Origin of the sequence: Rhodopseudomonas palustris (assembly GCF_034479375.1) — a bacterium.
GTDB lineage: Bacteria > Pseudomonadota > Alphaproteobacteria > Rhizobiales > Xanthobacteraceae > Rhodopseudomonas > Rhodopseudomonas palustris_M.
The window spans coordinates 1,289,151-1,314,660 of the sequence record NZ_CP140155.1 but is presented as its reverse complement, the minus strand read 5'-3'; the positions used below and the strand labels follow the sequence as shown (position 1 = coordinate 1,314,660).

Here is a 25,510-nt window from a genome sequence, read left to right as displayed (position 1 = left end):
CAGGCTGGCTGCAAAGCCCGACGGCGCGATGATGTTCAACGTAGGCGGCAGGCGCGGCCGAACGACCGTGCTGTCGCCATGCGGCATCAGATCGTTCCGGCCCCGGGGCGCCGCTTGGCGAGCGCGTCGAACTCCATCAGCGTGCGCAGCAAGCTCTCGAAGTCGCGCAGCGGCACCATATTGGGGCCGTCGGATGGCGCGTGATCCGGATCGGGATGGGTTTCGATGAACACGCCAGCGACGCCGACCGCGACCGCGGCGCGCGCCAGCACCGGCACGAATTCGCGTTCGCCGCCCGAGGAGGTGCCCTTGCCGCCCGGCTGCTGCACCGAATGCGTCGCGTCGAAGATCACCGGCGCGCCGGTGGTCCTCGCCATGATCGGCAGCGCGCGCATGTCGGAGACAAGCGTGTTGTAGCCGAACGACACCCCGCGCTCGGTCACCAGCACCTTCGGATTGCCGGCGCTGGTGATCTTGGCGACGACGTTGCCCATGTCCCACGGCGCCAGGAACTGGCCCTTCTTGACGTTGACGACCCGGCCGGTCGCGGCCGCTGCCAGCAGCAGATCGGTCTGCCGGCACAGGAAGGCCGGGATCTGCAGGATGTCCACCGCCTCCGCGGCGCGGGCGCATTGCCCGGCCTCGTGCACGTCGGTGAGCACGGGAAGCCCGATGCTGTCGCGAATCTCGGCGAAGATCGGCAGCGCGCCTTCGAGGCCGATGCCGCGTGCGCTCGCCGCGCTGGTTCGGTTGGCCTTGTCGAACGACGTCTTGTAGACGATGCCGATGCCAAGACGCTTGCCGATCTCCTTCAGCGCCGAGGCGACCTCGAGCGCATGCGCGCGGCTCTCGAGCTGGCACGGCCCGGCGATTACCGACAGTGGCAGCGCGTTGCCGAATTTGACGTTCCCCGCGGCGACGATGGGCGCGGGCGCAATGCTCTTGTTCAACGGACCATTCCTTTTTCGAAGATCAGCGTCGCGCCGCACAGATCCGGCACGACCAGCCTGTCGATGTGGCGCGTCGCGCCGATCCCGTTCTGCTGCAGCAGGCGTTCAACCACGGCCAGTTCGTCCACGGCAATCCGCAATCCGGCGAACCGTGCGCCGCCTGCGTCAGCCGTAACGCCGACGCCATATTGATCGCGGAACGACACCGGCTCGACGATGTCGATGTCGCCGCATTCGGTCTGCGCGGTCACGCCGATCGACGACGCGTGCAGATCGCGCAAGCCGGTGAAGTCGCCGAGAAAGATATGGTGATCGGTCGGGTTGTCGGCAGTCATCACCACCGCCTTCGCCGCGCGCGCGCCATTGGCGTGGACCTGAAACAACGGATTCCAGAAATTCTCGGGATGATGATGCTGACACACCGCAAAGCCGGCGTCGGGCGACAGCGGATCGCGCGCGAACGCCAGCGAGAAGCCGAGCTTGACGATGCCGCCGTCGGGCCTCTGCCCTTCCCGGCCGAAACTGAAGATCTCGCCCGCGCCGATTCCGGCTGCCGCATAACCACGCGCGTCTGCTTCGGCATCGCGGCTGGCGAGCAGCAGCATCGAGAAGCCCTCGCGCCGCGCGAGATAATCGCGCTGGAAGGCGCCGAAGGAAAACGCATCCGCGCGGTGCGGCTCGATCTTGTCGGGTTCGGCGACGGTGAGGATCTCGACGAAGAATCCGTCGAACTGCGCGATGCGATTGTGCGTGCCGAAGGGATGGCGGTTGCGCGCGCCGACGCTGAAGCCGAGGCGCTGATACGCCTCCGCTGCGGCGTCGAGGTCGCGCACCGCATGAACGATATGGTCGAGGCCGCCGGGCATCAGGACAAGGCTTTCATCATCGCGGGCATGATTACTCGACTGCCGAGAAAGAGGTCGGCAGCAAAAGCTGGTTGGTGATGGTGTCGACGATCTGGCCGTCGGCCTCGGTCTCCGCCTTGGCGGCCAGCCAATCCGGGTCGGACGCGAACGCGGTCCATTTCCGCTCGCGCTCGGCGAGACTCTCCCAAGCGAGAAAATAAGTCAGTTCCTGGTTCGACGCGCCGACCAGCGTCGTGAAAAATCCGGCCTGACGGATGCCGTGCTTTTCGAACATCTTCAGCGTGATCGTCTCGAACCGCTTGAGCAGCGCCGGCAGCCGGCCGGGCACGCAGCGGTATACCCGGGATTCGTAGATCATGTTCCCTCCGATCGTTGCAGAGGCCTTATAGCTACCGTTCGGCGCGCTGTCTTGGGGCTCGCCGAGATCCCTGCCCAGTTGTCATTGATCAATTCATCGCCGCGGATGACTTTAAGCTCGACAGCGGCGAGCGCCAGACCAGCGCGCAGATCGACATGATCCGGCGCGACCACAGTGCCCGCTTCGAGTTCGCCGCGTGTTGGCTGCGAGGTCATCTGCAACCGCCACGCGACGCCACCGGATGAGACGTGTTCTGCGGCAACGGTTACGGCGCGCGGATTGTCGGGCCGGCGCGAAGAGGACTTGCCGCCTGACCCCGCAACCGCAGTCACGCCGACATTCCCGTGCTATCGTAGAGCGGATGGCAGGGGCCCACACGCTCTCGCCGCGCGCTACGTCACCGGAGCAGGATCGATGAGTCGAACGCTGTTGCAGATCGCATTCATGCTGGTGCTGACCGGCCCGGCGCTGGCGCAGACGTCGGGCGTCGTCAGCGGCGGCAGCAACGATGTGATCGTCAACGGCAAGCCGGCGGCACGCGCAGGCGACGCTACGTCCAGCGGTGCGATCGTCGAAGGTTCGACCAACGTTTTCATCAACGGCAAGCCCGCCGCGATCGTCGGCGGTCGAACCAATTGCGGCGGCGTGGTGGTCGGCGGCGGCGGCGGCGGCGGCAACGTCTTCATCAACGGCAAGCCGATGGCGCGCACGGGCGATTCCACGGCGGGCTGCCCGAAGTGATGGAAACTACACCAGCCGGCTGCGCACCAGCGCCGCTTCGATGAAGGACGAGAACAGCGGATGCGGTTCGAAACAAGCTAGCGCGCTTAAGCTAAAAAAGCGTGCCTTGCGCTCGGTCCACAATCCTATAGCCTGAGTATTTTGCAGGACTCACTCCTTCGCCACGCTCCAAATGTCTTACTACAGCTTCAACATATACCTGCAGATACTCATCAATTTGATCAGCGTCGAACAAAGATAGATCCCGCCCGTAGTAGGCGCAGAACTCTCTTTGAGTGGCGTTATCGCCCGGACCAGCATAAAGATACTCCACGTCGGCCCCTTCAAAGTCGTCGCGAGCAAGTTGATTAGCTGCGACTGAGCAGACGAAATCAAGCTGCCAACCGAGAGGTCGCGTATCCTTACGAAAGCCCGGGATGACTAAATAAGCGGACTGCCGGTTCTGAACTCTCACAAAGGGAGCTTTGATACCAATGTGAATATTGCTTCCGCGATACCTCGCGATGCGTACGGCTACATAGCCGACTCGATGGCAAACGGACTTGTTGGCAACAGCATGAGGTCCGACCGCCTTGATAATTGCGGAGTTCTGTATTCGCCCTTTGGGATTTCCGGTTCCTTCGCAGAAGCACACAGCTTCCTGGAGTGAGCTGGCCCCGCGGAAGATATCATAGGCAGCTCGGATTGAGGGGTCATGATTGAAGCCCCCTCCCCGCGGACGTAAGTACAGCTCCTCGATCCTCTCGAACACGTCCTGAACATCGATCTTACTCGGCTCAGGTCCCAAGAAACGCCCTACATCCAGCACGTTTACTAAGAATAGACCCGCCATTGGGCCACCTCGGTTGTTCTCGATTTGATCTTTTACACTGAATTGCGAATTCCCTTCAACGAAAAATGCGCACGAATTTCCTCGTCCCTAATTCTCATTCCAAATCGAGCAATAACCTCTTCAGAATTCCACAGTTTGGCCCATGGAGAACCCTCGTCGTGAGTTAAATCCCGCAAATCCCAAGGCCCAAAGCCCTGATAGAGATCGAAGATCTCTTCGACGAATTTCCCATCATCCGGGAGAAGATTGGGCCTCACCGCCAGTACTTCTCCAGTAAGAAGGTCGAATTTGCTGGCGCGCGTATCAATTTTGAACTTGCCGTGATGCTTGAAGGCATCACGAACTACACGAACTACTGGGCCATTCTCCCAAGCTTCGAACTCGTTCTTAATTAGTGGTCTTTCTTTGTAGACTAAATACCAGCCATGGCAGAAGTAGATCAACTTCAACAGACTGATTTGCGTAAGATCGAGCCGCTTTCGGTCAGCATAATCCAGGAGATAGTTAGCTATCTCCCTGGCATCATACGGAGCTGTGGAAAACGTAGTCATGACGAGAACATATCATGAACAATCTTGGTTGCACTAGGGCTTTTAAAGACAGTTCTGTAGGGATAGCAACCCGCGCAACTACACCAGCCGGCTGCGCACCAGCGCCGCTTCGATGAACGACGAGAACAAGGGGTGCGGTTCGAACGGGCGGGATTTCAGTTCGGGATGGAACTGCACCCCGATGAACCACGGATGATCCTCGTATTCGACGATCTCCGGCAGCACGCCGTCCGGCGACATGCCGGAGAAGCGCAGGCCGTGCTGTTCGAGCCGGTCCTTGTAGGCGGTGTTGACCTCATAGCGATGGCGATGGCGCTCCGAGATTTCCAGCACGTCGCCATAGACCTTCGACACCCGGCTGCCGCGTTTCAGCGCAGCGGGATAGGCGCCGAGACGCATCGTGCCGCCGAGATCGCCGGCGTTCGAGCGCCGCTCCAGCTCGTTGCCGCGGACCCATTCGGTCATCAGGCCGACCAGCGGCTCCGAGGTCGGCCCGAACTCGGTCGAATTGGCCTGCTCGATGCCGGCGAGATTGCGCGCCGCCTCGATCACCGCCATCTGCATGCCGAAGCAGATCCCGAAATACGGCACGTCGCGCTCGCGGGCGAACTGCGCCGCCTTGATCTTGCCCTCGGCGCCGCGCTGGCCGAAGCCGCCGGGCACCAGGATGCCGTTGACGTGTTCGAGGAACGGCGCCGGGTCCTCGTTCTCGAACACTTCGCTCTCGATCCAGTCGAGCTTGACCTCGACCTTGTTGGCGATGCCGCCGTGCGACAGCGCCTCGATCAGCGATTTGTAGGCATCCTTCATCCCGGTGTATTTGCCGACGATGGCGATCGTCACCGCGCCTTCGGGATTGCGGATGCGCTCGTTGATCTGGTGCCAGCGCTCCAGCGCCGGCGGCTGCTCGGCCGCAATCGCAAATGCCGCCAGCACTTCGTCGTCGAGGCCGGCGGCGTGATACGCTTCCGGCACCGCATAGATGCTGTCGGCGTCGCGCGCCTCGATCACCGCGCTCTCGCGGACGTTGCAGAACAGCCCGAGCTTGCGGCGTTCTTCCTTGGGGATCGGCCGGTCGGTGCGGCACAGCAGGATGTCGGGCTGGATGCCGATCGAGCGCAATTCCTTGACCGAATGCTGGGTCGGTTTGGTCTTCAGCTCGCCGGCGCTCGGGATGTAGGGCAGCAGCGTCAGGTGAATGTAGATGACGTCGCCGCGCGGCAGGTCGTTCTTGATCTGACGGATCGCCTCGAAGAACGGCAGGCCCTCGATATCGCCGACGGTGCCGCCGATCTCGACCAGCACGAAATCGTAGTCGTCGTTGGAATCGACGATGAAGTCCTTGATCGCGTTGGTGACGTGCGGGACCACCTGGATGGTGGCGCCGAGATAGTCGCCGCGGCGTTCCTTGGTCAGGATGTCCTGATAGATCCGGCCGGTGGTGATGTTGTCCTGCCGGGTGGCGGGCCGCCCGGTGAAGCGCTCGTAATGGCCGAGATCGAGATCGGTCTCTGCGCCGTCGTCGGTCACGAACACTTCGCCGTGCTGATACGGCGACATCGTCCCCGGATCGAGATTGAGGTAGGGATCGAGCTTGCGAAGACGGACCTTGTAGCCTCGCGCCTGCAGCAGCGCACCGAGTGCCGCTGATGCCAGACCTTTGCCGAGCGAGGAAACCACGCCGCCGGTGATGAAGATATACCGCGCCATGGGAGCCTACCTTTAAGGCCCTCGGTCCGATTCGCCAAAGCGATTCGTCCCCAACGGGCGAACTTCAGAATGCCTGTGGGTGACGCCGAAATATCAGCGTCTTCAAACGATTACTGACGGCAGCTCAGACTCTTCGGCAGCTACCGCCAGCGCATGCCGGCAATGCTTATTGCGACTGCGGCGGGGCCGGGGCGGCCGGCGCCTGATTCTGCGGCTGGTCGGCCTGCTTCAGCGAATCGAGCAGACCGCCGCCCTGCGAGACCGGAGGCGCCGGGACGCCCGGTGCCTGCTGGGTGGTCGGAGCCGCCGTCGGGAGGATCGACGTCGGCTTACGGTTGTAAGTCGCGAGCCACGACAGCAGCAGGCTGGTGATGAAGAAGCCGACCGCGAGAATCGCCGTGGTCCGGGTGAGCAGGTTCGCGGTGCCTCGGCTCGACATAAAGCCACCGCCACCGCCACCGCCGACGCCCAGGCCACCGCCCTCGGACTTCTGCAACAGCACAGTGCCGATCAGCCCCAGGACCAACATCAGGTGGATGACGATAATGACAGTCTGCATGATACCCTTCCATCACAAGCCCGGATCGCCGAAAGGCCGACATGGCGCCAGCGCGCGGCTGCTCGACAGGCTTGCGGGATAAACGAAGTCGCGCGGTGTCTACACGATCGATGGGGGCATTGTCACCCCCCGGAAGGCCTCCGCACCGGGACGGATAAGCGCTTTATGACACTCAGTTAGGGACAACCGGCGGCGATCGCAAGGAAGTCGGACGCCTTCAGGCTGGCGCCACCGACCAGGGCGCCATTGACATGCGGAACCGCCATCAGCTCGCTGGCATTCGAGGGCTTCACCGAGCCGCCGTAGAGCAACCGCATCAGCTCCCCCTCTGCGTTGAAGCGCTGGATCAGGGTCTGGCGGATAAATCCATGAACTTCCTCGACATCCGCTGCTGTCGGGGTCATTCCGGTGCCGATTGCCCAGACCGGCTCATACGCCACCACCAGATTGGCGGCGGTAGCTCCGTCCGGCAGCGAGCCGGCAAGCTGGCCTGCGACCACGTCGAGGGTATGGCCGGCGTTGCGCTCGCCCTGGGTTTCCCCGACGCAGACGATGGCGACCAGCCCTGCCCGCCACACTGCTTGCGCCTTGGCGCGGACGATCGCGTCGGTCTCGGCGTGGTCGGCGCGGCGCTCGGAATGGCCGACGATGATGGCGCGGGCGCCGGCATCCGCCAGCATTTCGGCCGAGATATCGCCGGTATGCGCGCCTGCGACATTGGTGTGGCAATCCTGTGCACCGATCGTGACCGGCAGCGCGCCGCCGGGATGGGCCGCGAGCCGCTCGGCGAACGCCGCAACCAGGGTCGCGGGGGGGCAGACCAGCAGATCGATCCCCGACGAAAGTTGCGGCGCGCCTTCCAGGATCGCGTCGAGCTCCGACGACGCGGCCTTGAGGCCGTTCATTTTCCAGTTTCCGGCAATCAGCGGACGAACGGCGGGGACCGGCATGGACACTCTCGGGTTTCTGGGTTGCTCAATCCCGCTAGCAGAGCCGTTTGCGATGCTCAAGAGCGCGTGATCGCGCAGGTCAGCGTCGCGTCGACGCTTCCTGCGATGCGGTGGCAGCCGCGCGACTGCCGGGTGCGGCTGGTTGCGACGCCGCGACCGCCACTTTAAGATGGATTTTCAAGCCGGCGACGCTAATTTGCGCCACCGCGCGCCTGAGCGCGGCCGGTTCCCTCCTGCGAAAAGTGAGTCCATGCTTCGAGGAATACGCAACGCCTCATCCAATTGGGTCGGCAAGACCATCATGATGATCGTGATGGGCGTGCTGATCCTCAGCTTTGCGGTCTGGGGCATTGCCGACATTTTCCGCGGGTTCGGCCGATCCACGCTCGCCACCATCGGCGACACTGAGATCACCACCGAACAATTCCGACAGACCTACAACGATCGCCTGCAGCAGATCGGCCGCCAGTTCGGCCGGCCGCTGACGCCAGATCAGGCGCGCGCCTTCGGCATCGATCGCCAGGTGCTGCAGCAGGTCATCGCCGAGGCGGCGCTCGACGAGGATGCGCGCCGGCTCGGGCTCGGCCAGTCCGACGAAGAGACCATGAAGAGCATCCTCAACGATCCGAACTTCAAGGGCGTGGGCGGCGTGTTCGATCCGAACCGCTTCCAGCAGGTGATCCGCCAGTTCGGCTTCACCGAGCAGCGTTACATCGCCGAGCAGCGCAAGGTCGCGCTGCGCCGGCAGATCGCCGGCACCGTCACGGCCGGCCTCGCGCCGTCGAACGCGATGCTGCAGGTCGCCAGCCAGTTCCAGAACGAGCAGCGCGCGATCGACTATCTGAAGCTCACCGATGCGCAGGTCGGGACCATCGAGCCGCCCTCCTCCGAAGCGCTCGCGGCCTACTACGAAGATCACAAGACGCAATTCCGCGCGCCCGAGTATCGCAAGGTCGCATTCGTCACGGTGACGCCCGAGGCGATCGCCAAATGGACAGAGGTGTCCGACGCCGACGCGCGCAAGCTGTTCGACCAACGCAAGGACAAGCTCTCGACGCCGGAGAAGCGGCAGATCTCGCAGATCGTGTTTCCGAATGGAGAAGAGGCGCAGGCCGCGCGCGCCAAGATCGCCGAAGGCGCGTCCTTCGACGATGTCGCCGCGCAGCGCGGTCTGAAGCCGGCCGACGTCGAACTCGGCCTGGTCAGCAAGGCCGAAATGCTCGACCCGGCGGTGGCGAACGCCGCGTTCGCGCTGCCGCTCAACGAGGTCAGCCAGCCGATCCCGGGCGCCTTCGGCACCGCGCTGGTCAGGGTCTCCAAGATCGAACCCGGCGTGCAGCCGAGCTATGAGAGCCTCGCCTCCACGATCAAGCGCGACGTCGCACTGGAGCGCGCCCGTGCCCAGGTGCAGGAGTTGCACGACAAGATGGAAGACGCCCGCGCCGGCGGCGCCAACGTGATCGAGGCGGCGAAGACGCTCGGGCTCGATGCGGTGACCATCGAGGCGGTCGACCGCTCCGGCCGCGGCCCGGACGGCCAGCCGGTCAAGGACATCCCGCAGGGTCTCGAACTGGCGACCGCCGCGTTCAACAGCGATGTCGGCGTCGATACCGAATCGATCAACTATCAGAACGGCTATGTCTGGTTCGACGTGCTCGGCGTGACGTCGTCGCGCGAGCGCAGCCTCGACGAGGTCAAGGATCAGGTCGAGGCGCGCTGGCGCACCGAACAGGTCACCAGCCGGCTGCGGACCATGGCGGCCGAGATGGTGCAGAAGCTCGGCACCGACGGCAAGCTCGCCGAGGTCGCGCCGCAGGGCGTCAAGGTCGAGACTGCGACCGGATTGAAGCGTGAGGGAAACACCCCCGGCGTGCCGGCAACGGTGATCGAGTCGGTGTTCAGGACGCCGAAGGACTCGTTCGGCCAGAGCCTGGGCGGCACCGGCAACGAATGGTTCGTGTATCGCGTCACCGACGTCACGGTGCCGCCGGTCGACCTCGCCTCCGCGGAGACGAAGAAGCTGAAGGACGCGCTGGTGCAGCGGATGAACGACGAGCAGGTCGGCGAATATATCGCCTGGGTCGAAAAGCAGATCGGCACCAAGATCAACCAGCAGGCTGTGGCGCAGGCGACGGGGGCGGCGACCAACTGACGAAGGCAACCGCCTTCGCCCGTCGCCGATGGGGACCATGATCGATTTCAAGGCAGTTATCGCGAAGGTCGCGACGGGGGCGTCGCTGACCAGGGACGAAGCGGCGAACGCGTTCGACGCCATGATGTCGGGCGACGCGACGCCGTCACAGATGGGCGCGCTGCTGATGGGCCTGCGGGTCCGCGGCGAGACCGTCGACGAGATCACCGGCGCGGTGACGACGATGCGCGCCAAGATGCTGACGGTCGCGGCGCCGCCCGACGCGGTCGACGTCGTCGGCACCGGCGGCGACGGCTCCGGCTCGGTGAACGTCTCGACCTGCACGTCGTTCGTGGTCGCCGGCTGCGGCGTCCCGGTCGCCAAGCACGGCAACCGCGCGCTGTCGTCGAAATCCGGCGCTGCCGACGTGCTCAATGCACTCGGCGTCAAGATCGACATCACCCCGGACCACGTCGGCCGCTGCGTCGCGGAGGCCGGCATCGGCTTCATGTTCGCGCCGACCCATCATCCGGCGATGAAGAACGTGGGTCCCACCCGCGTCGAGCTCGCCACCCGCACGATCTTCAATTTGCTCGGGCCGCTGTCGAATCCCGCCGGCGTCAAGCGCCAGATGATCGGCGTGTTCTCGCGGCAATGGGTGCAGCCGCTGGCGCAGGTGCTGAAGAATCTCGGCTCGGAGTCGATCTGGGTGGTGCACGGCTCCGACGGGCTCGACGAGATCACGCTGTCCGGCCCGACCGCCGTCGCCGAATTGAAGAACGGTGAGATCAAAACCTTCGAGGTCAGCCCCGAAGACGCCGGCCTGCCGCGCGCGCCCGCCGATGCGCTGAAGGGCGGCGATGCCGAGGCCAATGCGGTGGCGCTGCGCGCGGTGCTGGAAGGCATGCCGGGGCCGTATCGCGACGTCGCGCTGCTCAACGCCGCGGCGACGCTGATCGTCGCCGGCAAGGCGAAGGATCTCAAGGAAGGCGTCGCGCTCGGCGCCCAATCGATCGACAGCGGCGCTGCGGAAGCACGGTTGAAGAAGCTGATCGCGGTGTCGGCGACCGCCTAAGCAGGGTGAAATCGGTTTCGTCATTGCGAGCGAAGCGAAGCAATCCAGAGCGCAGTGCACGGAGCTGGATTGCTTCGTCGCTTCGCTCCTCGCAATGACGAGCTCTTGAAACGAGTGCTTTGAGTGACCCTACAGGGAGCGTCCCGGTGTCCGACATCCTGACCAAGATCGAGGCCTACAAGCGCGAGGAGATCGCCGCCGCCAAGCGCGAGCGACCGCTTGCGGCGCTGGAGGCAGATGCGCGCGGCGCCCCGCCGGCGCGCGGCTTCGTCCGTGCGCTACGGGCCAAGCATGAAAACGGCGACTATGCGCTGATCGCCGAAATCAAGAAGGCGTCGCCGTCGAAAGGCCTGATCCGCGCCGATTTCGATCCGCCGGCGCTCGCAAAGGCTTACGAACAAGGCGGCGCGGCCTGTCTCTCGGTGCTGACGGATACGCCGTCGTTCCAGGGCAGCCTCGACTACCTGGTCGCGGCGCGCGCGGCGGTGTCGTTGCCGGCGCTGCGCAAGGACTTCATGTACGACACCTATCAGGTGGTCGAAGCCCGCGCCCATGGCGCCGACTGCATCCTGATCATCATGGCGGCGCTCGATGATGCGGAAGCCAAAGACATCGAGGACGCCGCGTTCGATCTCGGCATGGACGTGCTGCTCGAAGTCCACGACCGCGCCGAACTCGATCGCGCGTTGAAGCTGCGTTCGCCGATGATCGGCGTCAACAACCGCAACCTGCGCACTTTCGAGGTAACGCTCGCGACCAGCGAGGCGCTGGCCCCGCTGATCCCGAGCGATCGCCTGATGGTCGGCGAAAGCGGCATCTTCACGCCCGACGATCTCGCCCGCCTCGCTCGCGTCGGCATGTCGACCTTCCTGGTCGGCGAAAGCCTGATGCGCCAGCAGGACGTCACCGCCGCGACACGGGCGCTGCTGGCGCGCGAGACGACGCTGCAGCAAGCCGGAAGCTAACTTATGGCGAGCTTTTCGCCACGCTGCAGCCTTCACCCTCCCCTTGAGGGGGAGGGTCGGCACGGGACGCGCATCGCGCGGCACGTGACGGGGTGGGGTGACAGCCTCTCGTCAGCACCGTGCTTCACCATGAATTCCTTGCCCGCGGCCTCACCCCACCCCGGACGGCTGCGCCGTCCGACCCTCCCCCTCCAGGGGAGGGTGAGCAAACGCTTCGACCTCGCCCCTCCACTCATCGTGAGGCCCGCCTGTGGCTAAGAAAACCACCAAGTCCACTGTGCCATCCCCCACCCTCACCCATATTGGTACCAGCGGCGAGGCGCGGATGGTCGACGTTTCGGACAAGGAGGCCACCGAGCGCGTCGCGGTCGCCGAAGGCCGCGTGGTGATGAAGAAGGCGACGCTCGACCTGATCCTGAGCGGCGACGCCAAGAAGGGCGACGTTCTCGGCACGGCGCGGATCGCCGGCATCATGGCGGCGAAGCGCACTTCGGAGCTGATACCGCTGTGCCATCCGCTGGCGCTGTCGAAGGTCACGCTCGATATCGTCCCCGACAAGAAACTGCCCGGCTGCATGGTCCGCGCCACGGTGAAGGTCACCGGCCCGACCGGCGTCGAGATGGAAGCGCTGACCGCGGTGTCGGTCGCCTGCCTGACGATCTACGACATGATCAAGGCGGTCGAACGCGGCGTGCGGATTGAAGGCATTCACCTGATCGCCAAGACCGGCGGCAAGTCCGGCGACTATGTCGCCGGTGCGACACCCAAATAGGATAGGCTGCCGCGGCGATCACGAGGAAGATCACGCCGATGCCTCCCGTCTCGACACAAGCTTCCCCGCCCACCGGCCTCAGCGAGGCCGAAGCCGCAGCGCGGCTCGCCGGCGAAGGCCCCAACGAACTGCCGAGCCCGGACCGGCGCACGCTGTTCGGGATCGTGCTGGAGGTGATGCGCGAACCGATGCTGGCGCTGCTGATCGGCGGCGGCGTGGTCTATCTCGCGCTCGGCGATTTCAAGGAGGCGGTGATCCTGCTGGTGTTCGCCAGCCTCTCGATCGTCATCACCGTGGTCCAGGAGAGCCGCACCGAGCGCGTGCTGGAAGCGCTGCGCGACCTCACCAGCCCCCGTGCGCTGGTGATCCGCGACGGCGAGCGCCGCCGCATCGCCGGCCGCGAGGTGGTGCGCGGCGATCTGATGGTGCTGTCCGAGGGCGACCGCGTCGCCGCCGACGCCGTGCTGCTGTCGGCCGACGACATCCAGGCCGACGAGTCGCTGCTGACCGGCGAATCGGTCCCGGTGCGCAAGATCGCGCGCGACGAGGCCGACGCCGCGCTATCGCACCGGCCCGGCGGCGACGATCAGCCGACCGTGTATTCCGGCTCGCTGGTGGTGCGCGGCAGTGGCCTCGCCGAAGTGATCGCTACCGGCCCGCGCAGCGAGATCGGCAAGATCGGTCAGGCGCTCGGCACGATGCAGACCGAGCGTCCACGGCTGCAGACCCAGACGCGCAAGGTGGTCCGGGTCTTCGGGATCATCGGTGGCTCGTTCAGCCTGCTGGTGGTCGTGCTGTACGGCACGCTGCGCGGCGGCTGGCTGGACGCGGTGCTGGCCGGCATCACCGTCGGCATGTCGATGCTGCCGGAAGAATTCCCTGTCGTGCTCACGGTGTTCATGGCGATGGGGGCGTGGCGGATTTCGCAGGCCCGGGTGCTGACGCGCCGCGCCGCCGCGATCGAGTCGCTCGGCTCGGCGACGGTGCTGTGCACCGACAAGACCGGCACGCTGACCGAGAACCGGATGTCGGTCGCCGAACTGCGGCTGATCTCCGGCGAGACTTTCCGGCCGCGCGAGGCGGACGACCTGCCGGACGCCTTTCGCGATCTGCTCGAAACCGGGCTGCTCGCCTCCGCGCCCGATCCGTTCGATCCGATGGACCGCGCGCTGCACCGGCTCGCAGGCGACCACCTGGCCGATGGCGCGGGCGCGCGAAGCATGGTGCATTCCTACGGATTGCGCCGCGATCTGCTGGCGATGACGCAGGTCTGGCGCGATCACGACGATCCCGGCGATTTCATCGTCGCCGCCAAGGGCGCGCCGGAGGCGATCGCCCGGATGTGCGGCCTCGACGACGCCGAACTGCGGCGATTGTCGCAGACCATCGACGCGATGGCGGCCGACGGCCTGCGCGTGCTCGGCGTCGCCCGCGCCACGCATCCGAACGACGACTGGCCGGAGACGCCGCTCGGCTTCGGCTTCGAATTCATCGGTCTCGTCGGCCTCGCGGATCCGTTGCGCGCGGCGGTGCCGGCCGCCGTCGCCGATTGCCGCGCCGCCGGCATCCGCGTGGTGATGATCACCGGCGACTATCCGGCGACCGCGCAGGCGATCGCGCGGCAGGCCGGCATCGACGCCGAAACCTGCGTCAGCGGCGACGAGATCGCGCGACTCGACGACGCCGCATTGGCGCAGCGGCTGCAGGGCGCCACGGTGTTCGCCCGGATCATGCCGGAGCAGAAACTGCGCATCGTCGACGCGCTCAAGTCGAGCGGCGAGGTCGTCGCGATGACTGGCGACGGCGTCAACGACGCGCCGTCGTTGAAATCGGCGCATATCGGCATCGCGATGGGCGGACGCGGCACCGACGTCGCGCGCGAGGCCTCGGCGATCGTGCTGCTCGACGACGACTTCGCCTCGATCGTCAAGGCGATCCGGCTCGGCCGCCGGATCTACGACAATCTGGTCAAGGCGATGGGCTTCATCTTCGCCGTCCACGTGCCGATCGCCGGGCTGGCGCTGCTGCCGCTCTTGTTCGGCCTGCCGATCCTGCTCGGGCCGATCCACATCGCGTTCCTGGAAATGATCATCGACCCGGTGTGTTCGATCGTGTTCGAGGCGGAGACCGCCGAGGACGACGTGATGCGCCGCCCGCCCCGCGATCCCGAACAGCCGCTGTTCACGCCGGCGCTGATCGGCTGGGGTTTGGTCCAGGGACTGCTGGTGTTCGCGCTGGTCGCAGGCGTGTTCGTGATCGGCCAGTTGCGCGCAATGCCGGAGACCGAACTACGCGCGATCACCTTCTTCGCGCTGGTGCTGAGCTTCGTCTGCCTGATCTTCGTCAACCGCTCGTTCTCGACCTCGATCCTGGCGGCGCTGCGCCGCCCGAACCCGATGCTCGCTGTTGTGCTGGCGATCGTCGGATGCGTGCTCGGCCTCAGCCTCGCCTGGCCGTGGCTGCGCGATCTGTTCAAGTTCGGCCCGCTGCACTGGGACGATCTCGGCCTGACCGCGGCGGCCGCGCTCGCGGTGCTGATCCTGCTCGAACTGATCAAGCCGCTGTGGCGCGGCCGGATCGGCAGCGCCGCGCCGCGGCGACAAGCCTGAGTCCCGCCACCGCGACGCCGATGGTTTGGCGACGCTACGCCGACAGCCGGTCGACCGCCTGACGGTCGATCACGAAGCGGCTGGTGTTGGCGCAATCTTCGCAGCGATAGATGTGCCGCTCGAACTCACAGGCACGCCGCCCGACCGGCCGCGGCTCGACGCGTGCGAGCTGCATGGTCGCGCCGCAGACGGGGCAGCGCGCGGGATCGAACGTGCTTTGAAAGTTGCGCCAGACCATGATGCCTCCTCCCCACTGGCTGAACCTGCTCGAACGACTCGCTGTCGGTGTCGCGGCCGAAGCCGCACAGCCGGATCGCGGCGCCGCCCTTCGGCGGCGGGTCGTCGTCATCCAGCCGACGCAGCGCCGCGAGGATCGCGGCCAGCGGCACGGTCCGGCCGGAACCCGGCAGCGACCGCAGCCAAGGCTGCTGCTCGATCGCGTTGGCGTCGGACGCCCATGAGGAAAGGATGGCCCGCTTCTCCGCCGTGCCGAGCGCGTCGTCGCGCAGCACCTGATCGGGATGGTCGTAGACCTGAGCGGAATGGTCGTAGACCCCAGCGGGATGGTCGTAGACCGAAGCGGGATGTTGCAGGGAGCCCGCGATGACGCCGGGCTCCGGAATAGTCGTGGTGACGTGCATATCAGTCCTCCCGAGTGACTCCTTTCAGAACGGGACGCACGAAAAATAGACGAGCCGATCCGGCTTTCAAGTACCCGGTCAAAATTTTTCCGACCGGCAATTCACCCGCGTACCAGGGGGCTCTTGACACCGACCACGCGGGTGCGCCTCAGACATCGGCGCGTAGTTCGCCGCTGATCGTTCGAGACTGGATGGATCAACACTGGGAGTGAGGAGGCATCCATGAACATGCGCCCGTGCCAGCGGTTGTGCATCGCAGCGAGCCCCGGGTGGACATCCCGGAACCCGGGCCCGTATCCGGTGCGACAGGTCGGAGACTGTGCAAACAGGAATTTAACAAGTCTGCGCTGCAATACCGGAACCGCCGACTCCCGGCGGGGTTGCGACAGGCTCGCGTGATGACCCAACAACAGCGACGATTTGCACGTGTGCGCCCCAGCGGGCTGGTATCAAGTTCTGCAAGCCTGATCGTCGGCCCCAAGGTGCCGGTGATTCCGTGTCGCATGGTGGATTACTCCGCCGGCGGGGCCTGCATCGAGTTGAATGCCGACGCGACGCTGCCGACGCGGTTCGAGCTGCTACACGGCGGCACCAAGAAGAAATGCAGGATGGTGTGGAAACGCGCCCGCCGGATCGGCGTCTCGTTCTGAGAATTCACCTGCGAATATTCGACCAAAAGGTTGTCAGGGATGCATATCCGGCGGCAGCGGCGGGCTCTCCCGCAGCAGGCTGATGGTCACCCGGCGGTTGGCGGCCAGCATCGGCGCTTCCGGAAACAGCGGTTCGCCGTCGCCCTTGCCCGCCACCGACTTCACGCGGCTCGATGACAGTCCCTCGTGTTTCAGGATCTGGCGCACCGCATTGGCGCGCCCGGTCGACAGATCGAACGCGTCGTAGTCGTCGTTGTCCGGCACCGGCGTCGCGGCGGTGTGACCGACGATATTGACCCGCAGCGAGATCGCACGCAGCGGCGCCGCCAGCCTTGCGATCAGCATGCGGGTCCGCTCGTACGGGACCGACGAGCCGTCCGGAAACATCGGCCGGCCGTCCTGATCGGTGAGTTCGAGATTGAGGCCGGTCGGAGTTTCCTCGAACACCACGTTCTTGGACAATTCGGACAGTTCGGGCACATCCTGCAACGCCTGCCTGAGCGACGCCGACGCCAGCGCGAATTCGCGTTCGGCCTTGGCCTGCGCCGAACTGCCCGCGCCCCCGGCCTGATCCAGCGAGGCGTTGTCGGTGCTGGCGACCCTGCCCTGAACCGGCATGCCGTCGGTCTCGACCGTACCCGAATAGCGCGCCTGGTACTGCACGCCGAAGGCGTCGCGCATCGAGCCGGCGACGATCTGCAGCTTCTTGACGTCCTGGGTCGAGAACGACACCAGCACGACGAAAAAGCTCACCAGCAGGCCCATCAGGTCGGCGAAGGTGACGAACCAGCCGTGAGCGCCGGCCTGCTCTTCCTGGGCCTTTTTCTTGCAACGGCCGTTCCCCGTCAGCATCGGCAGGGATCCGATGCTGTGGACGGGTCGTCAATCAAGTCACTGTGGATGCGCATGGGCGGAGCGCCGGTGATCAGATCCGGCGCAGCGATGATCTCGAACGTGTCGAAGACGTTGTCGCTGCGCGTCTCCCGGTGTTCTAAACAGCACGCGTGAACAAACGGTTGTCGTTCGTCGACAATGTTCCTCGACCAGATTCGGTGCAATTTAGCTGACCCTGTCCCTCCCTCTCTTCGCGTTAGGTATTCGCAGATGACAAGCACTCTCACTCCTGGCGCGGCCGAGGCGCTGCTGTTTGATCTTGGACGGGTCGTGATCGACTTCGATCTGGCACGCACGCTCAAAGCCTGGGCGGTCGAACTCGGCAGCGACCCGTCCGCGATGATGGCGATGCTGGCGCGCAACGACACCTTCCATCGCTACGAGACCGGCCACGTCACCGACGCGGAATTCTTCGCCGCGGTGCGCGAGGCGCTGCGGCTCGACCTGTCCGACGATCAATTGCGCGAGGGCTGGAATGCGATCTTCATCGGCGAGATGCCGGGGATCGCGGCGCAACTTGCGCGCGCCGCAAAGCATCTGCCGCTGTATGCGCTTTCCAATACCAACGACGCGCATGTCGCGCATTTCCTGGAGCACTATGCTGAACTGCTGACGCCGTTCCGCGAGCTGTTCCTGTCGTCGCGGATCGGGATGCGCAAGCCGAACGCCGAGGCCTATGACTTCGTGGTGGCGGCGATCGGCGTGAAGCCCGAGCGCATTGTGTTCTTCGACGATCTGGCCGAAAACATCGCGGCCGCGCGCGAGCGCGGGCTCCGCGCCGTCCATGTACGCTCCTCCGCGGACGTGGCGCAGGCGCTGGATCAACTCGGGCTGTGACGGCCCGCGCACGAGTGCCGACGATTGCCATGACCGCCGCAGCCTCCGACCTCGACTGGGACCACCCGAACCCGTTCACGCTGACGATGGTGCCCGGCCCGGCCGACATCGACGGCCTCAACCACACCAACAATTCGGTCTATGTGCGCTGGTGCGACAGCGTCGGCTGGGCGCATTCCGAAGCGCTCGGTCTCGCGCTCGCCGACTGGCAGCGGATCGACCGCGCGATGGCGATCCGGCGCGGCGAATACGACTACCTGCTGCCGAGTCATCTCGGCGATGAGTTGCTGCTCGGCACCTGGGTCTATGGCAGCGACGGCAAGCTCCTGATGGAGCGCCGCTTCCAGCTCATCCGGCTGCGCGACCGCGCCACCGTGATGCGCGGGCGCTGGCAGCTCGTCTGCATCGAAATGTCGAGCGGCCGCCCGCGCCGCCTGCCGCCGGAATTCGCGCAGGTCTATCTGCCGGTGATGGTGCAGGCGAAGGACGAGGCCGTGGCAACGCCGTCCGCAGGACCGGCGTAGCCGCCGCGGCGCTACTGCGGCGGCGTGCGGCAGTCCATCGAGTACACCAATTCGCCCCGGGCGGTGCGGCCGATCGGCTGGCACGGCACATAAGCGCGGGCGGCGGCGGGTGCGGAGGCCGCTGATGGCGCCGCTGCGGCGGCAGGCGGGGCCGCTGGTGCGTTGATGGGCGCCGCAGGCGACGTCGCCTGCGCCGCGGGTGCGGCCGGCTGGGCAGCCGGCGCAGCCGGCTCGGGGGCGCTCGCCGCTGGCGGCGCATATTCCGGATTGGCGGACGGCATCCAGCCCCGGCTCCAGTCGTGCCGGATCGCATAGGTGGTGCCGAACGCGATCAGCCCGATGACGCCGACGATCCGCAACAGCCATTTCGCAAAATCATCGCCCATCTGCGCACTCCCTGTCCGGCGGCCCGAACCTCGCCACCCTCCCGTCCTACCGCTCGGGGGCTTCTGCAGACAATTAGGATTTCGTTTGACCCGCGCGGCACGCGGGTCCGGCGGAGCCTTTGGCGGATCTTGCGCAAGCGTCGCGACGCCCCTAAAGCCGGATCATGACACGCCACCCTCGCCTTGCCGGACCGGATCGGTCCGCCGCCAGCCCCGGAGCGCGCCGATGGCGCTGATGCCGGTCGCCGATGCGCTGGCCGCGGTGCTCGACTGCGCAGCGGGCCTTGCCGAGGAGATGGTCGCGCTCGACGACGCGCATGGCCGCGTGCTGGCGCGCGATCTCGCAGCATTGCGGACCCAGCCGCCGCAGCCGATGTCGGCGATGGACGGCTATGCGGTGCGCGCAGCCGATGTCGCGACCGCGCCGGCGCGGCTCACCGTGATCGGCGAGATCGCCGCCGGCCGGCCGGCGGAACAATCCGTCGGCCCAGGGCAAGCGCTGCGGATCTTCACCGGCGGCGTCATCCCCGACGGCGCCGATACCGTGGTGATCCAGGAAGACACCGTGCGCGACGGCGATCAGGTGACCATCACCGAAGCCGCCCGCCACGGCCGCCACATCCGCCCCGCCGGGATCGATTTCACCGAGGGCGAAGTGCTGCTGCGTGCGGGCCACAGGCTCAGCGACCGCGACCTCGCGCTCGCCGCCGGCATGAACCATCCAGCGCTGCCGGTGCACCGCAGGCCGCGCGTCGCCATGCTCGCCACCGGCGACGAGCTGGTGATGCCGGGCGCAGCGCTCGGCCCCGGCCAGATCGTCTATTCCAACGGCTACGCGCTGCGGGCGCTGGCGCGCAGCGAGGGCGCCGAGGTGATTGATCTCGGCATCGCCGCCGACACCATCGAGGCCACCCGTGCGGCGATCGCGCGCGCCCGCGACCTCTGCGTCGATGTGCTGGTGACGACCGGCGGCGCGTCGGCCGGCGACCACGATCTGGTCAAGTCGTCGCTGGAGGCAGAAGGCACCACGATCGCGTTCTGGAAGATCGCGATGCGGCCGGGCAAGCCGATGATGCACGGCCGGCTCGGCCCGATGCGGGTGATCGGCCTGCCCGGCAATCCGGTGTCGTCCTATGTCTGCGCGGTTCTGTTCATGGTGCCGCTGATCCGGGCGCTGTCGGGGCGGAGCGAATCGATGCATCGGCGCCTCCCCGCCGTGCTCGGCGCCGACCTGGCCGCCAACGACCAGCGCGAGGACTATCTGCGCGCCCAACTGGCGCTGCGCGACGACGGACAATGGCTGGCGACGCCGGTCGACCGCCAGGATTCGTCGCTGCTGGCGCGGCTGTCCGCAGCGCAGGCGCTGATCGTCCGTCCGCCCTTCGCACCGGCCGCCGCAGCGGGATCGAGCTGTCTCATCCTTAAGCTTCCGGAATAGCGATCCGCAAATTTGTTGACCTGAAATTAAGAGGTTGCGGAACACATACTGAACATATAGTGTTCGTTCATGATTTGTTTCGAGTAATTGCGCCTCGCCTGTCGAACTTCATGGCGCAATGAACGGACGGCACGACGACACGGCGATCGTCGCCAGATCTGGGGAATGGTCGAGATGCTGACGCGCAAACAGTTCGAGTTGCTGAAATTCATCAACGAGCGGCTGAAGGAAGCCGGCGTTCCCCCCTCGTTCGACGAGATGAAGGACGCGCTCGACTTGCGCTCCAAATCGGGCATTCACCGCCTGATCACGGCGCTGGAGGAGCGCGGCTTCATCCGCCGCCTGCCCAACCGCGCCCGCGCCATCGAGGTGATCAAGCTGCCCGATCTCGGCGGCAACAGCGGCGGCGGCCGCCGCGGCTTCACCCCGAGCGTGATCGAGGGCAATCTCGGCCGGGTCCGCCCGCCGAGCCCGCAACGCGACGACGACGATTCGGATCGCAACGTCGCGGTGCCGGTGATGGGCCGGATCGCCGCCGGCACGCCGATCGAGGCGCTGCAGACCCGCAGCCACACCATCAGCGTGCCGCCGGACATGCTCGGCTCCGGCGAGCATTACGCGCTGGAAGTGCGCGGCGATTCGATGATGGATGCCGGCATCCTCGACGGCGACATGGCGCTGATCCAGCGCAACGAGAGCGCCGATACCGGCGACATCGTGGTGGCGCTGATCGACGAGGAGGAAGCGACGCTGAAGCGCTTCCGCCGCCGCGGCGCATCGATCGCGCTGGAGCCCGCCAATTCCGCCTACGAGGTCCGCATCCTGCCGCCGAACCGGGTGCGGATTCAGGGCAAGCTGATCGGGCTGTATCGCAAGTACTGAGCGGCACGCCTCGCACGAACGAGGCGCGGGCTCAGTCCTCGTCGTGCTGATCCGGCGCCGCCGGCGTGGCGTCGACCGGTGCGGGACGTGGCGGTGTCCGCTGCGTCGGAGCGCTGCCCGGGGATTCTTGTGGCACGTCGGCGGGCGCCGGTGACCACGGCCGGTCGAGCCCTTTCGGCCGCACCGCGACGGTCACGAAGCCACCGTCCGCGCCCTCGTTTCGTCGCAACGCCAGCGCGCCGCTGCTTTTCAGCAGTTCGGCGCTGATCAGACGCGCGGCGCAATCCGGCGGCGGCTGTGCCAGCGCGATCACCAGCGTCGCCCGCGCGCAGTCATCAGCGACACCATCGGCCCGGAACGACAGCGCCACCAACCCGCCATCCGCCAGCGCCGCGACGCAGCCGTCGGCGTCGCACGACACGCCGTCACGCAACGACGGTGCGTCTGCCGCACGCGAATCCGCATCGGCCGCGAGCCATTGCCTGATCCTGAACTGGTCGCCACCGCTCTGCATCAGCCGCAGCCTTCCATCGGGCCCGCGCAACGCGACCTGCCGTCCGTCACCGGCGATCAGAATCTCGGGCTGCGGCGTCAGCAGCGCCCAGCCGGTCGAAAGCCCCAGCAGCGCCAGCCCGGCATAGCGCAGCGGCGTGCGTAGCAGGCCGAGCAGAACGACGCCGAGCGACGCGAGTAGCAATGGCCCGCTCCCGAACGCCGCGATCCTGCCGATGGCGCCCGGCAGCGCCGCGACCCACAGCGACACCACGATCATCCAGTCGATGCCGATCTCCATGATCCGCCAGAACACCCCGTCGAGACCGAACGGCATCGCCGCCAGCCCGAGCAGGCCCGCCGGCATCACCATCGCCGACACCACCGGCATCGCCAGCAGATTGGCGATCACGCCGTATGGTGTGACGCGGTGGAAGTGATAGGCCGCATAGGGCGTGGTCGCGAGCCCCGCGACCAGCGACGCCAGCGCCAGCATCGCGATCTCGCGCCCGCCCCACAGCGCCGCGCGCGCGGTCGTCGAACTGTCCGCGGTGGCGAACAGCCCCGGCATGCCGATCTGCACCAGGGCGACCAGCCCCAGCGTCGCCGCGAACGACATCTGGAAGCTCGGATGCACCAGCGATTCCGGCGCGATCAGCAGCACCACCAGGGCGGCGATCGCCAGCGTGCGAAACGTGATGGCACGGCGATCGACCATCACCGCGATCAGCACCACGGCCGTCATCAGGAACGAGCGTTGCGTCGCGACCTCGGCGCCGGACAGCAGCAGATAGAATGCGGCAGCGGCGAGCGCCGCGGCGGCGGCCGCCTTCTTGATCGGAAACGTCACCGTCAGCGCCGGGATCAGCGCGAGAGCCGCGCGCACCGCGAAGAACACCACCCCGGCCACGACCGCCATGTGATAGCCGGAGATCGACAGCACGTGGCCGAGCCCGGAGACGAACATCGCGTCGTTGACCGGCGTCGAGATCGCGTCGCGGCGGCCGGTGATCAGCGCAGTGGCGATCGAACGCTGGTCGCCGTCGAGCGCGAGCCGGATCCGCGCGTCGATCGCGTCGCGCATCCCCTGCATCGTCGCCGCGTAGCGCAGCCGCCAACCGCCGGCGGCAGGCGGGTCCTGCGTGATGACCGCGCCGAGCGCGAAGCCCGAGGCGGCGATTCCCTGGAAATACAGATCACGGCCGAAATCGTAAGCGCCCGGTCGCAGCGGCGACAACGGCGGCAGCAGCCGCGCCTTCAGCGATACGAAACTGCCGACGGCGGGCGCCGTGCCCTTGCGCACCGACAGCCTCACGCGCGGCAACGCCGGCGCGCGGCCGGCGGTATCCATCTCGGTGACGCGCAGCACGAATCGGTCGGTACGCTCGCGCTCCTCGCGGGTCTCGACGAACCCTTTCAGCGTCGCCGCCTGCACCGGCTTCGCCAGTACGGGATGGGCGATCCGCTGCGCCTTCAAAGCGATCACCGCGAAGCCGGCGGCGAACGCGGTGATCAGCACCGCGAGCGGAAACGCCCGGTTGCGCCGGAGCAGAAATGCCGCCACGCCGAACACCGCCGCCGCCAGGCTGGCGACCCAGGCAACCGGCTCGTGGTCGGCGGCGAAGTACAGCGCGATCCCGGCGCCGAATGCGACCGGCACGAACGGCAACAGCCGGCCCGGCCCGGCCTCGGCGCGGGCCCAGTCGCGCAGCGTCTCAGCGGCCGCCGGCCACAGCCCCGCGCCCCAAGAAACGCCAAAAGGCGCGCGCGCTCCGGCCCGGGTCGCGGCGCGCGTCGGCCAGGTCCGTGCCTTGGTCCGTGCTCCGGCCCGATCGCCCCGCTCCACGGCGCCCGCCCCTCAATCAGCGCAGCGCTCAGAGTGGCGGAGATCGCGATGGCCGGCAACAATAGCCGGCGGAAGCGTCAGGTTTTACCGCCGACTTCCTTGGCGAAGGTATCGCGCAGCCCGATGGTACGATTGAACACCGGCTTGTCCGCAGTCGAGTCCTTGTCGCGGACGAAATAGCCCTGGCGCTCGAACTGCACCGGCTCGGCCGCGTCGCTCGCCGCCACCGCCGGCTCGATCCGGGCGTCGGTCAGCACTTCGAGCGACTGCGGATTGAGGTCGGCGGTGAAGTTCGCAGCGCTCGGCGCCGGGTTGGCGAACAACTGATTGTAGACCCGGATCTCCGCCGGCACCGAGGACGCCGCCGACAGCCAGTGCATTGTCGCCTTGACCTTGCGGCCGTCCGGCGCGTTGCCACCGCGGGTTTCGGGATCATAGGTGCAGCGCAGCTCGACGATCTCGCCGGCGTCGTTCTTCACGACGTCGCGGCACTTGATGAAATACGCGTAGCGCAACCGCACCTCGGTGCCGGGAGACAGCCGGAAGAATTTCTTCGGCGGGTTCTCCATGAAGTCGTCCTGCTCGATATAGAGCTCGCGGCCGAAGCTGATCTTGCGGGTGCCGGCGGCGGGATCGTCGGGATGGTTGATCGCGTCGAGCTCTTCGCTCTGCCCTTCCGGATAGTTCTCGATCACCACCTTCAGCGGCCGCAGCACCGCCATCCGGCGCTGCGAGCTGCGGTTCAGCTCCTCGCGGATGCAGAATTCCAGCATGCCGACGTCAACCACGCTGTTGGCCTTGGCGACGCCGATGCGCTTGACGAATTCGCGGATCGCCGCCGGCGGCACGCCGCGCCGCTTCAGGCCGGCCATCGTCGGCATCCGCGGATCGTCCCAGCCGGCGACATGGCCGCCGCGCACCAGTTCGGTCAGCACACGTTTCGACAGCAGCGTGTAAGTGATGTTGAGCCGCGCGAATTCGTACTGTTTCGGCTGCGACGGCACCGGCAGTTTGGAGAGCAGCCATTCGTACAGCGGCCGGTGATCTTCGAACTCCAGCGTACAGATCGAATGCGTGACGCCCTCGATCGCGTCCGACTGGCCGTGGGCGTAGTCGTAGCTCGGATAGATCGACCATTTGTCGCCGGTGCGCGGATGATGCGCATGCAGGATGCGATACAGCACCGGGTCGCGCAGATTGATGTTGCCGGACGCCATGTCGATCTTGGCGCGCAGCACGCGCGCGCCGTTCGGAAACTCGCCGGCCTTCATGCGCCGGAACAGATCGAGATTCTCCGCGACCGAGCGATCCCGGAACGGGCTGTTCTTGCCGGGCTCGGTCAGCGTGCCGCGCGCCTCGCGGATTTCGTCCTGCGACTGGTCGTCGACATAGGCGTCGCCGTTCTGGATCAACAGCTCGGCCCAATCGTAGAGCCGATCGAAATAATCCGAGGCGAAGAACATGTGCTCGCCCCAGTCGAAGCCGAGCCAGCGCACGTCGGCCTGAATCGAATCGATATATTCCTGCTCTTCCCTGGTCGGGTTGGTGTCGTCGAACCGCAGATTGCAGCGGCCGCCGAATTCCTGGGCGATGCCGAAATTCAGCGCGATCGACTTGGCGTGGCCGATGTGCAGATAGCCGTTCGGCTCCGGCGGGAACCGGGTCACGACCTGGCGGTGCCGGCCGGCCTCGAGATCGGCCTGGACGATGTCGCGAATGAAGTCGCGCCCTGCCTCGCCCGTCGCTGCGTCTGCCGTGGTCATGAATCGATCTTTCTGCCTGGTCGGAACCCGAGGCGGTATCTGCCAAATCCGGGGCCCCGCGCCAACCCCCGAAGGTCGCGCGGACCAC

25 protein-coding genes are annotated in these 25,510 nt (G+C 66.4%); 11 read left to right on the top strand and 14 right to left on the bottom strand.

Features of this window, described 5'->3' with window-relative positions:
• Positions 1–86: 86 nt before the first annotated feature.
• Genes kdsA through SR870_RS05780 form a run of 4 tightly spaced genes read right to left on the bottom strand, consistent with a single transcriptional unit; the run spans position 87 to position 2,506 of the window.
• Positions 87–950 (bottom strand): 3-deoxy-8-phosphooctulonate synthase, encoded by an 864-nt coding sequence (gene kdsA / locus SR870_RS05795; RefSeq protein WP_322517074.1) that lies wholly within the window; start codon positions 948–950, stop codon positions 87–89.
• The gene (locus SR870_RS05790) at positions 947–1,816 is read right to left on the bottom strand and encodes a VOC family protein (RefSeq protein ID WP_322517073.1); all 870 of its coding nucleotides are present in this window, start codon (positions 1,814–1,816) and stop codon (positions 947–949) included. The genes kdsA and SR870_RS05790 overlap by 4 nt, the downstream gene beginning before the upstream one ends.
• Positions 1,817–1,847: 31 nt before the next feature.
• On the bottom strand, positions 1,848–2,174 hold the full coding sequence (locus SR870_RS05785) for an NIPSNAP family protein (protein WP_322517072.1): 327 nt from the start codon (positions 2,172–2,174) through the stop codon (positions 1,848–1,850).
• Complete coding sequence (locus SR870_RS05780) at positions 2,171–2,506, bottom strand: hypothetical protein (protein WP_322517071.1); 336 nt, start codon at positions 2,504–2,506, stop codon at positions 2,171–2,173. Before SR870_RS05780 ends, SR870_RS05785 begins: the two co-directional genes overlap by 4 nt.
• Positions 2,507–2,588: 82 nt before the next feature.
• On the opposite strand from SR870_RS05780, the gene SR870_RS05775 reads away from it, so the two are divergent.
• Entirely contained in the window at positions 2,589–2,915 is a 327-nt protein-coding gene (locus tag SR870_RS05775) for a PAAR domain-containing protein (RefSeq protein ID WP_322517070.1), read from the top strand.
• Positions 2,916–3,006: 91 nt separating this feature from the next.
• Here SR870_RS05775 and SR870_RS05770 read toward each other — a convergent pair whose 3' ends face one another.
• The 5 genes from SR870_RS05770 to tpiA form a co-directional block, all read right to left on the bottom strand.
• A complete protein-coding gene (locus SR870_RS05770; protein ID WP_322517069.1) occupies positions 3,007–3,747 on the bottom strand; it encodes a hypothetical protein in 741 nt (246 codons plus the stop codon).
• Positions 3,748–3,779: 32 nt separating this feature from the next.
• Complete coding sequence (locus SR870_RS05765; RefSeq protein WP_322517068.1) at positions 3,780–4,298, bottom strand: Panacea domain-containing protein; 519 nt, start codon at positions 4,296–4,298, stop codon at positions 3,780–3,782.
• Positions 4,299–4,376: 78 nt separating this feature from the next.
• Complete coding sequence (locus tag SR870_RS05760; RefSeq protein ID WP_322517067.1) at positions 4,377–6,008, bottom strand: CTP synthase; 1,632 nt, start codon at positions 6,006–6,008, stop codon at positions 4,377–4,379.
• A gap of 166 nt (positions 6,009–6,174) precedes the next feature.
• Positions 6,175–6,567 carry a preprotein translocase subunit SecG gene (secG, locus tag SR870_RS05755; RefSeq protein ID WP_322517066.1) on the bottom strand — a complete coding sequence of 131 codons (393 nt, stop codon included), beginning with the start codon at positions 6,565–6,567 and terminating at the stop codon, positions 6,175–6,177.
• 176 nt (positions 6,568–6,743) lie between these two features.
• Positions 6,744–7,517 carry a triose-phosphate isomerase gene (gene tpiA, locus SR870_RS05750; RefSeq protein WP_322518205.1) on the bottom strand — a complete coding sequence of 258 codons (774 nt, stop codon included), beginning with the start codon at positions 7,515–7,517 and terminating at the stop codon, positions 6,744–6,746.
• Between the two features lie 250 nt (positions 7,518–7,767).
• On the opposite strand from tpiA, the gene SR870_RS05745 reads away from it, so the two are divergent.
• The 5 genes from SR870_RS05745 to SR870_RS05725 all read left to right on the top strand — a co-directional run bounded on the left by SR870_RS05745 (position 7,768) and on the right by SR870_RS05725 (position 15,069).
• The gene (locus SR870_RS05745) at positions 7,768–9,669 is read left to right on the top strand and encodes a peptidylprolyl isomerase (protein WP_322517065.1); all 1,902 of its coding nucleotides are present in this window, start codon (positions 7,768–7,770) and stop codon (positions 9,667–9,669) included.
• Positions 9,670–9,706: 37 nt separating this feature from the next.
• Positions 9,707–10,723 (top strand): anthranilate phosphoribosyltransferase, encoded by a 1,017-nt coding sequence (gene trpD, locus SR870_RS05740; RefSeq protein ID WP_322517064.1) that lies wholly within the window; start codon positions 9,707–9,709, stop codon positions 10,721–10,723.
• Between the two features lie 146 nt (positions 10,724–10,869).
• Complete coding sequence (trpC, locus tag SR870_RS05735) at positions 10,870–11,688, top strand: indole-3-glycerol phosphate synthase TrpC (RefSeq protein WP_322517063.1); 819 nt, start codon at positions 10,870–10,872, stop codon at positions 11,686–11,688.
• A 250-nt stretch (positions 11,689–11,938) separates the two neighbouring features.
• Positions 11,939–12,460, top strand: coding sequence for a cyclic pyranopterin monophosphate synthase MoaC (moaC, locus tag SR870_RS05730; protein WP_322517062.1), 522 nt, complete (start codon positions 11,939–11,941; stop codon positions 12,458–12,460).
• A gap of 38 nt (positions 12,461–12,498) precedes the next feature.
• Positions 12,499–15,069, top strand: coding sequence for a cation-translocating P-type ATPase (locus SR870_RS05725; RefSeq protein ID WP_322517061.1), 2,571 nt, complete (start codon positions 12,499–12,501; stop codon positions 15,067–15,069).
• A gap of 125 nt (positions 15,070–15,194) precedes the next feature.
• Here the strand turns inward: SR870_RS05725 and SR870_RS05720 are convergent, their stop codons facing one another.
• Positions 15,195–15,710 carry a hypothetical protein gene (locus SR870_RS05720; protein ID WP_322517060.1) on the bottom strand — a complete coding sequence of 172 codons (516 nt, stop codon included), beginning with the start codon at positions 15,708–15,710 and terminating at the stop codon, positions 15,195–15,197.
• Between the two features lie 398 nt (positions 15,711–16,108).
• On the opposite strand from SR870_RS05720, the gene SR870_RS05715 reads away from it, so the two are divergent.
• Positions 16,109–16,360: a PilZ domain-containing protein gene (locus tag SR870_RS05715; RefSeq protein WP_322517059.1), complete on the top strand. Its 252-nt coding sequence runs from the start codon at positions 16,109–16,111 to the stop codon at positions 16,358–16,360.
• Positions 16,361–16,393: 33 nt separating this feature from the next.
• On the opposite strand, the gene SR870_RS05710 is transcribed toward SR870_RS05715, so the two are convergent.
• A complete protein-coding gene (locus SR870_RS05710; protein ID WP_322517058.1) occupies positions 16,394–17,212 on the bottom strand; it encodes a flagellar motor protein MotB in 819 nt (272 codons plus the stop codon).
• Positions 17,213–17,464: 252 nt separating this feature from the next.
• Between SR870_RS05710 and SR870_RS05705 the strand changes: the two genes are divergently transcribed.
• Complete coding sequence (locus SR870_RS05705; protein ID WP_322518204.1) at positions 17,465–18,091, top strand: HAD family phosphatase; 627 nt, start codon at positions 17,465–17,467, stop codon at positions 18,089–18,091.
• 29 nt (positions 18,092–18,120) lie between these two features.
• Positions 18,121–18,615 (top strand): thioesterase family protein, encoded by a 495-nt coding sequence (locus SR870_RS05700; protein ID WP_322517057.1) that lies wholly within the window; start codon positions 18,121–18,123, stop codon positions 18,613–18,615.
• 11 nt (positions 18,616–18,626) lie between these two features.
• Here the strand turns inward: SR870_RS05700 and SR870_RS05695 are convergent, their stop codons facing one another.
• Positions 18,627–19,001 (bottom strand): hypothetical protein, encoded by a 375-nt coding sequence (locus tag SR870_RS05695; protein ID WP_322517056.1) that lies wholly within the window; start codon positions 18,999–19,001, stop codon positions 18,627–18,629.
• Between the two features lie 226 nt (positions 19,002–19,227).
• Between SR870_RS05695 and glp the strand changes: the two genes are divergently transcribed.
• Both glp and lexA read left to right on the top strand, forming a co-directional pair.
• Positions 19,228–20,439: a gephyrin-like molybdotransferase Glp gene (glp, locus tag SR870_RS05690; RefSeq protein ID WP_322517055.1), complete on the top strand. Its 1,212-nt coding sequence runs from the start codon at positions 19,228–19,230 to the stop codon at positions 20,437–20,439.
• A 174-nt stretch (positions 20,440–20,613) separates the two neighbouring features.
• Positions 20,614–21,321 carry a transcriptional repressor LexA gene (gene lexA, locus SR870_RS05685; RefSeq protein ID WP_322517054.1) on the top strand — a complete coding sequence of 236 codons (708 nt, stop codon included), beginning with the start codon at positions 20,614–20,616 and terminating at the stop codon, positions 21,319–21,321.
• Positions 21,322–21,352: 31 nt separating this feature from the next.
• On the opposite strand, the gene SR870_RS05680 is transcribed toward lexA, so the two are convergent.
• The gene (locus SR870_RS05680) at positions 21,353–23,659 is read right to left on the bottom strand and encodes a ComEC/Rec2 family competence protein (RefSeq protein ID WP_322517053.1); all 2,307 of its coding nucleotides are present in this window, start codon (positions 23,657–23,659) and stop codon (positions 21,353–21,355) included.
• Between the two features lie 77 nt (positions 23,660–23,736).
• Positions 23,737–25,422 carry a glutamine--tRNA ligase/YqeY domain fusion protein gene (locus tag SR870_RS05675; protein WP_322517052.1) on the bottom strand — a complete coding sequence of 562 codons (1,686 nt, stop codon included), beginning with the start codon at positions 25,420–25,422 and terminating at the stop codon, positions 23,737–23,739.
• Positions 25,423–25,510: the final 88 nt, after the last annotated feature.

Bases quoted from the DNA above. Each gene is read 5' to 3' on its own strand.
- tpiA (WP_322518205.1), bottom strand. From the start codon at position 7,517: ATGCCGGTCCCCGCCGTTCGTCCGCTGATTGCCGGAAACTGGAAAATG.
- SR870_RS05705 (WP_322518204.1), top strand. From the start codon at position 17,465: ATGACAAGCACTCTCACTCCTGGCGCGGCCGAGGCGCTGCTGTTTGAT.
- SR870_RS05725 (WP_322517061.1), top strand. From the start codon at position 12,499: ATGCCTCCCGTCTCGACACAAGCTTCCCCGCCCACCGGCCTCAGCGAG.
- SR870_RS05760 (WP_322517067.1), bottom strand. From the start codon at position 6,008: ATGGCGCGGTATATCTTCATCACCGGCGGCGTGGTTTCCTCGCTCGGC.
- SR870_RS05765 (WP_322517068.1), bottom strand. From the start codon at position 4,298: ATGACTACGTTTTCCACAGCTCCGTATGATGCCAGGGAGATAGCTAAC.
- SR870_RS05785 (WP_322517072.1), bottom strand. From the start codon at position 2,174: ATGATCTACGAATCCCGGGTATACCGCTGCGTGCCCGGCCGGCTGCCG.
- SR870_RS05695 (WP_322517056.1), bottom strand. From the start codon at position 19,001: ATGGGCGATGATTTTGCGAAATGGCTGTTGCGGATCGTCGGCGTCATC.
- SR870_RS05710 (WP_322517058.1), bottom strand. From the start codon at position 17,212: ATGCTGACGGGGAACGGCCGTTGCAAGAAAAAGGCCCAGGAAGAGCAG.
- SR870_RS05775 (WP_322517070.1), top strand. From the start codon at position 2,589: ATGAGTCGAACGCTGTTGCAGATCGCATTCATGCTGGTGCTGACCGGC.
- trpD (WP_322517064.1), top strand. From the start codon at position 9,707: ATGATCGATTTCAAGGCAGTTATCGCGAAGGTCGCGACGGGGGCGTCG.
- SR870_RS05675 (WP_322517052.1), bottom strand. From the start codon at position 25,422: ATGACCACGGCAGACGCAGCGACGGGCGAGGCAGGGCGCGACTTCATT.
- lexA (WP_322517054.1), top strand. From the start codon at position 20,614: ATGCTGACGCGCAAACAGTTCGAGTTGCTGAAATTCATCAACGAGCGG.
- SR870_RS05720 (WP_322517060.1), bottom strand. From the start codon at position 15,710: ATGCACGTCACCACGACTATTCCGGAGCCCGGCGTCATCGCGGGCTCC.
- SR870_RS05770 (WP_322517069.1), bottom strand. From the start codon at position 3,747: ATGGCGGGTCTATTCTTAGTAAACGTGCTGGATGTAGGGCGTTTCTTG.
- glp (WP_322517055.1), top strand. From the start codon at position 19,228: ATGGCGCTGATGCCGGTCGCCGATGCGCTGGCCGCGGTGCTCGACTGC.
- secG (WP_322517066.1), bottom strand. From the start codon at position 6,567: ATGCAGACTGTCATTATCGTCATCCACCTGATGTTGGTCCTGGGGCTG.
- SR870_RS05700 (WP_322517057.1), top strand. From the start codon at position 18,121: ATGACCGCCGCAGCCTCCGACCTCGACTGGGACCACCCGAACCCGTTC.
- SR870_RS05715 (WP_322517059.1), top strand. From the start codon at position 16,109: ATGACCCAACAACAGCGACGATTTGCACGTGTGCGCCCCAGCGGGCTG.
- SR870_RS05790 (WP_322517073.1), bottom strand. From the start codon at position 1,816: ATGCCCGGCGGCCTCGACCATATCGTTCATGCGGTGCGCGACCTCGAC.
- SR870_RS05745 (WP_322517065.1), top strand. From the start codon at position 7,768: ATGCTTCGAGGAATACGCAACGCCTCATCCAATTGGGTCGGCAAGACC.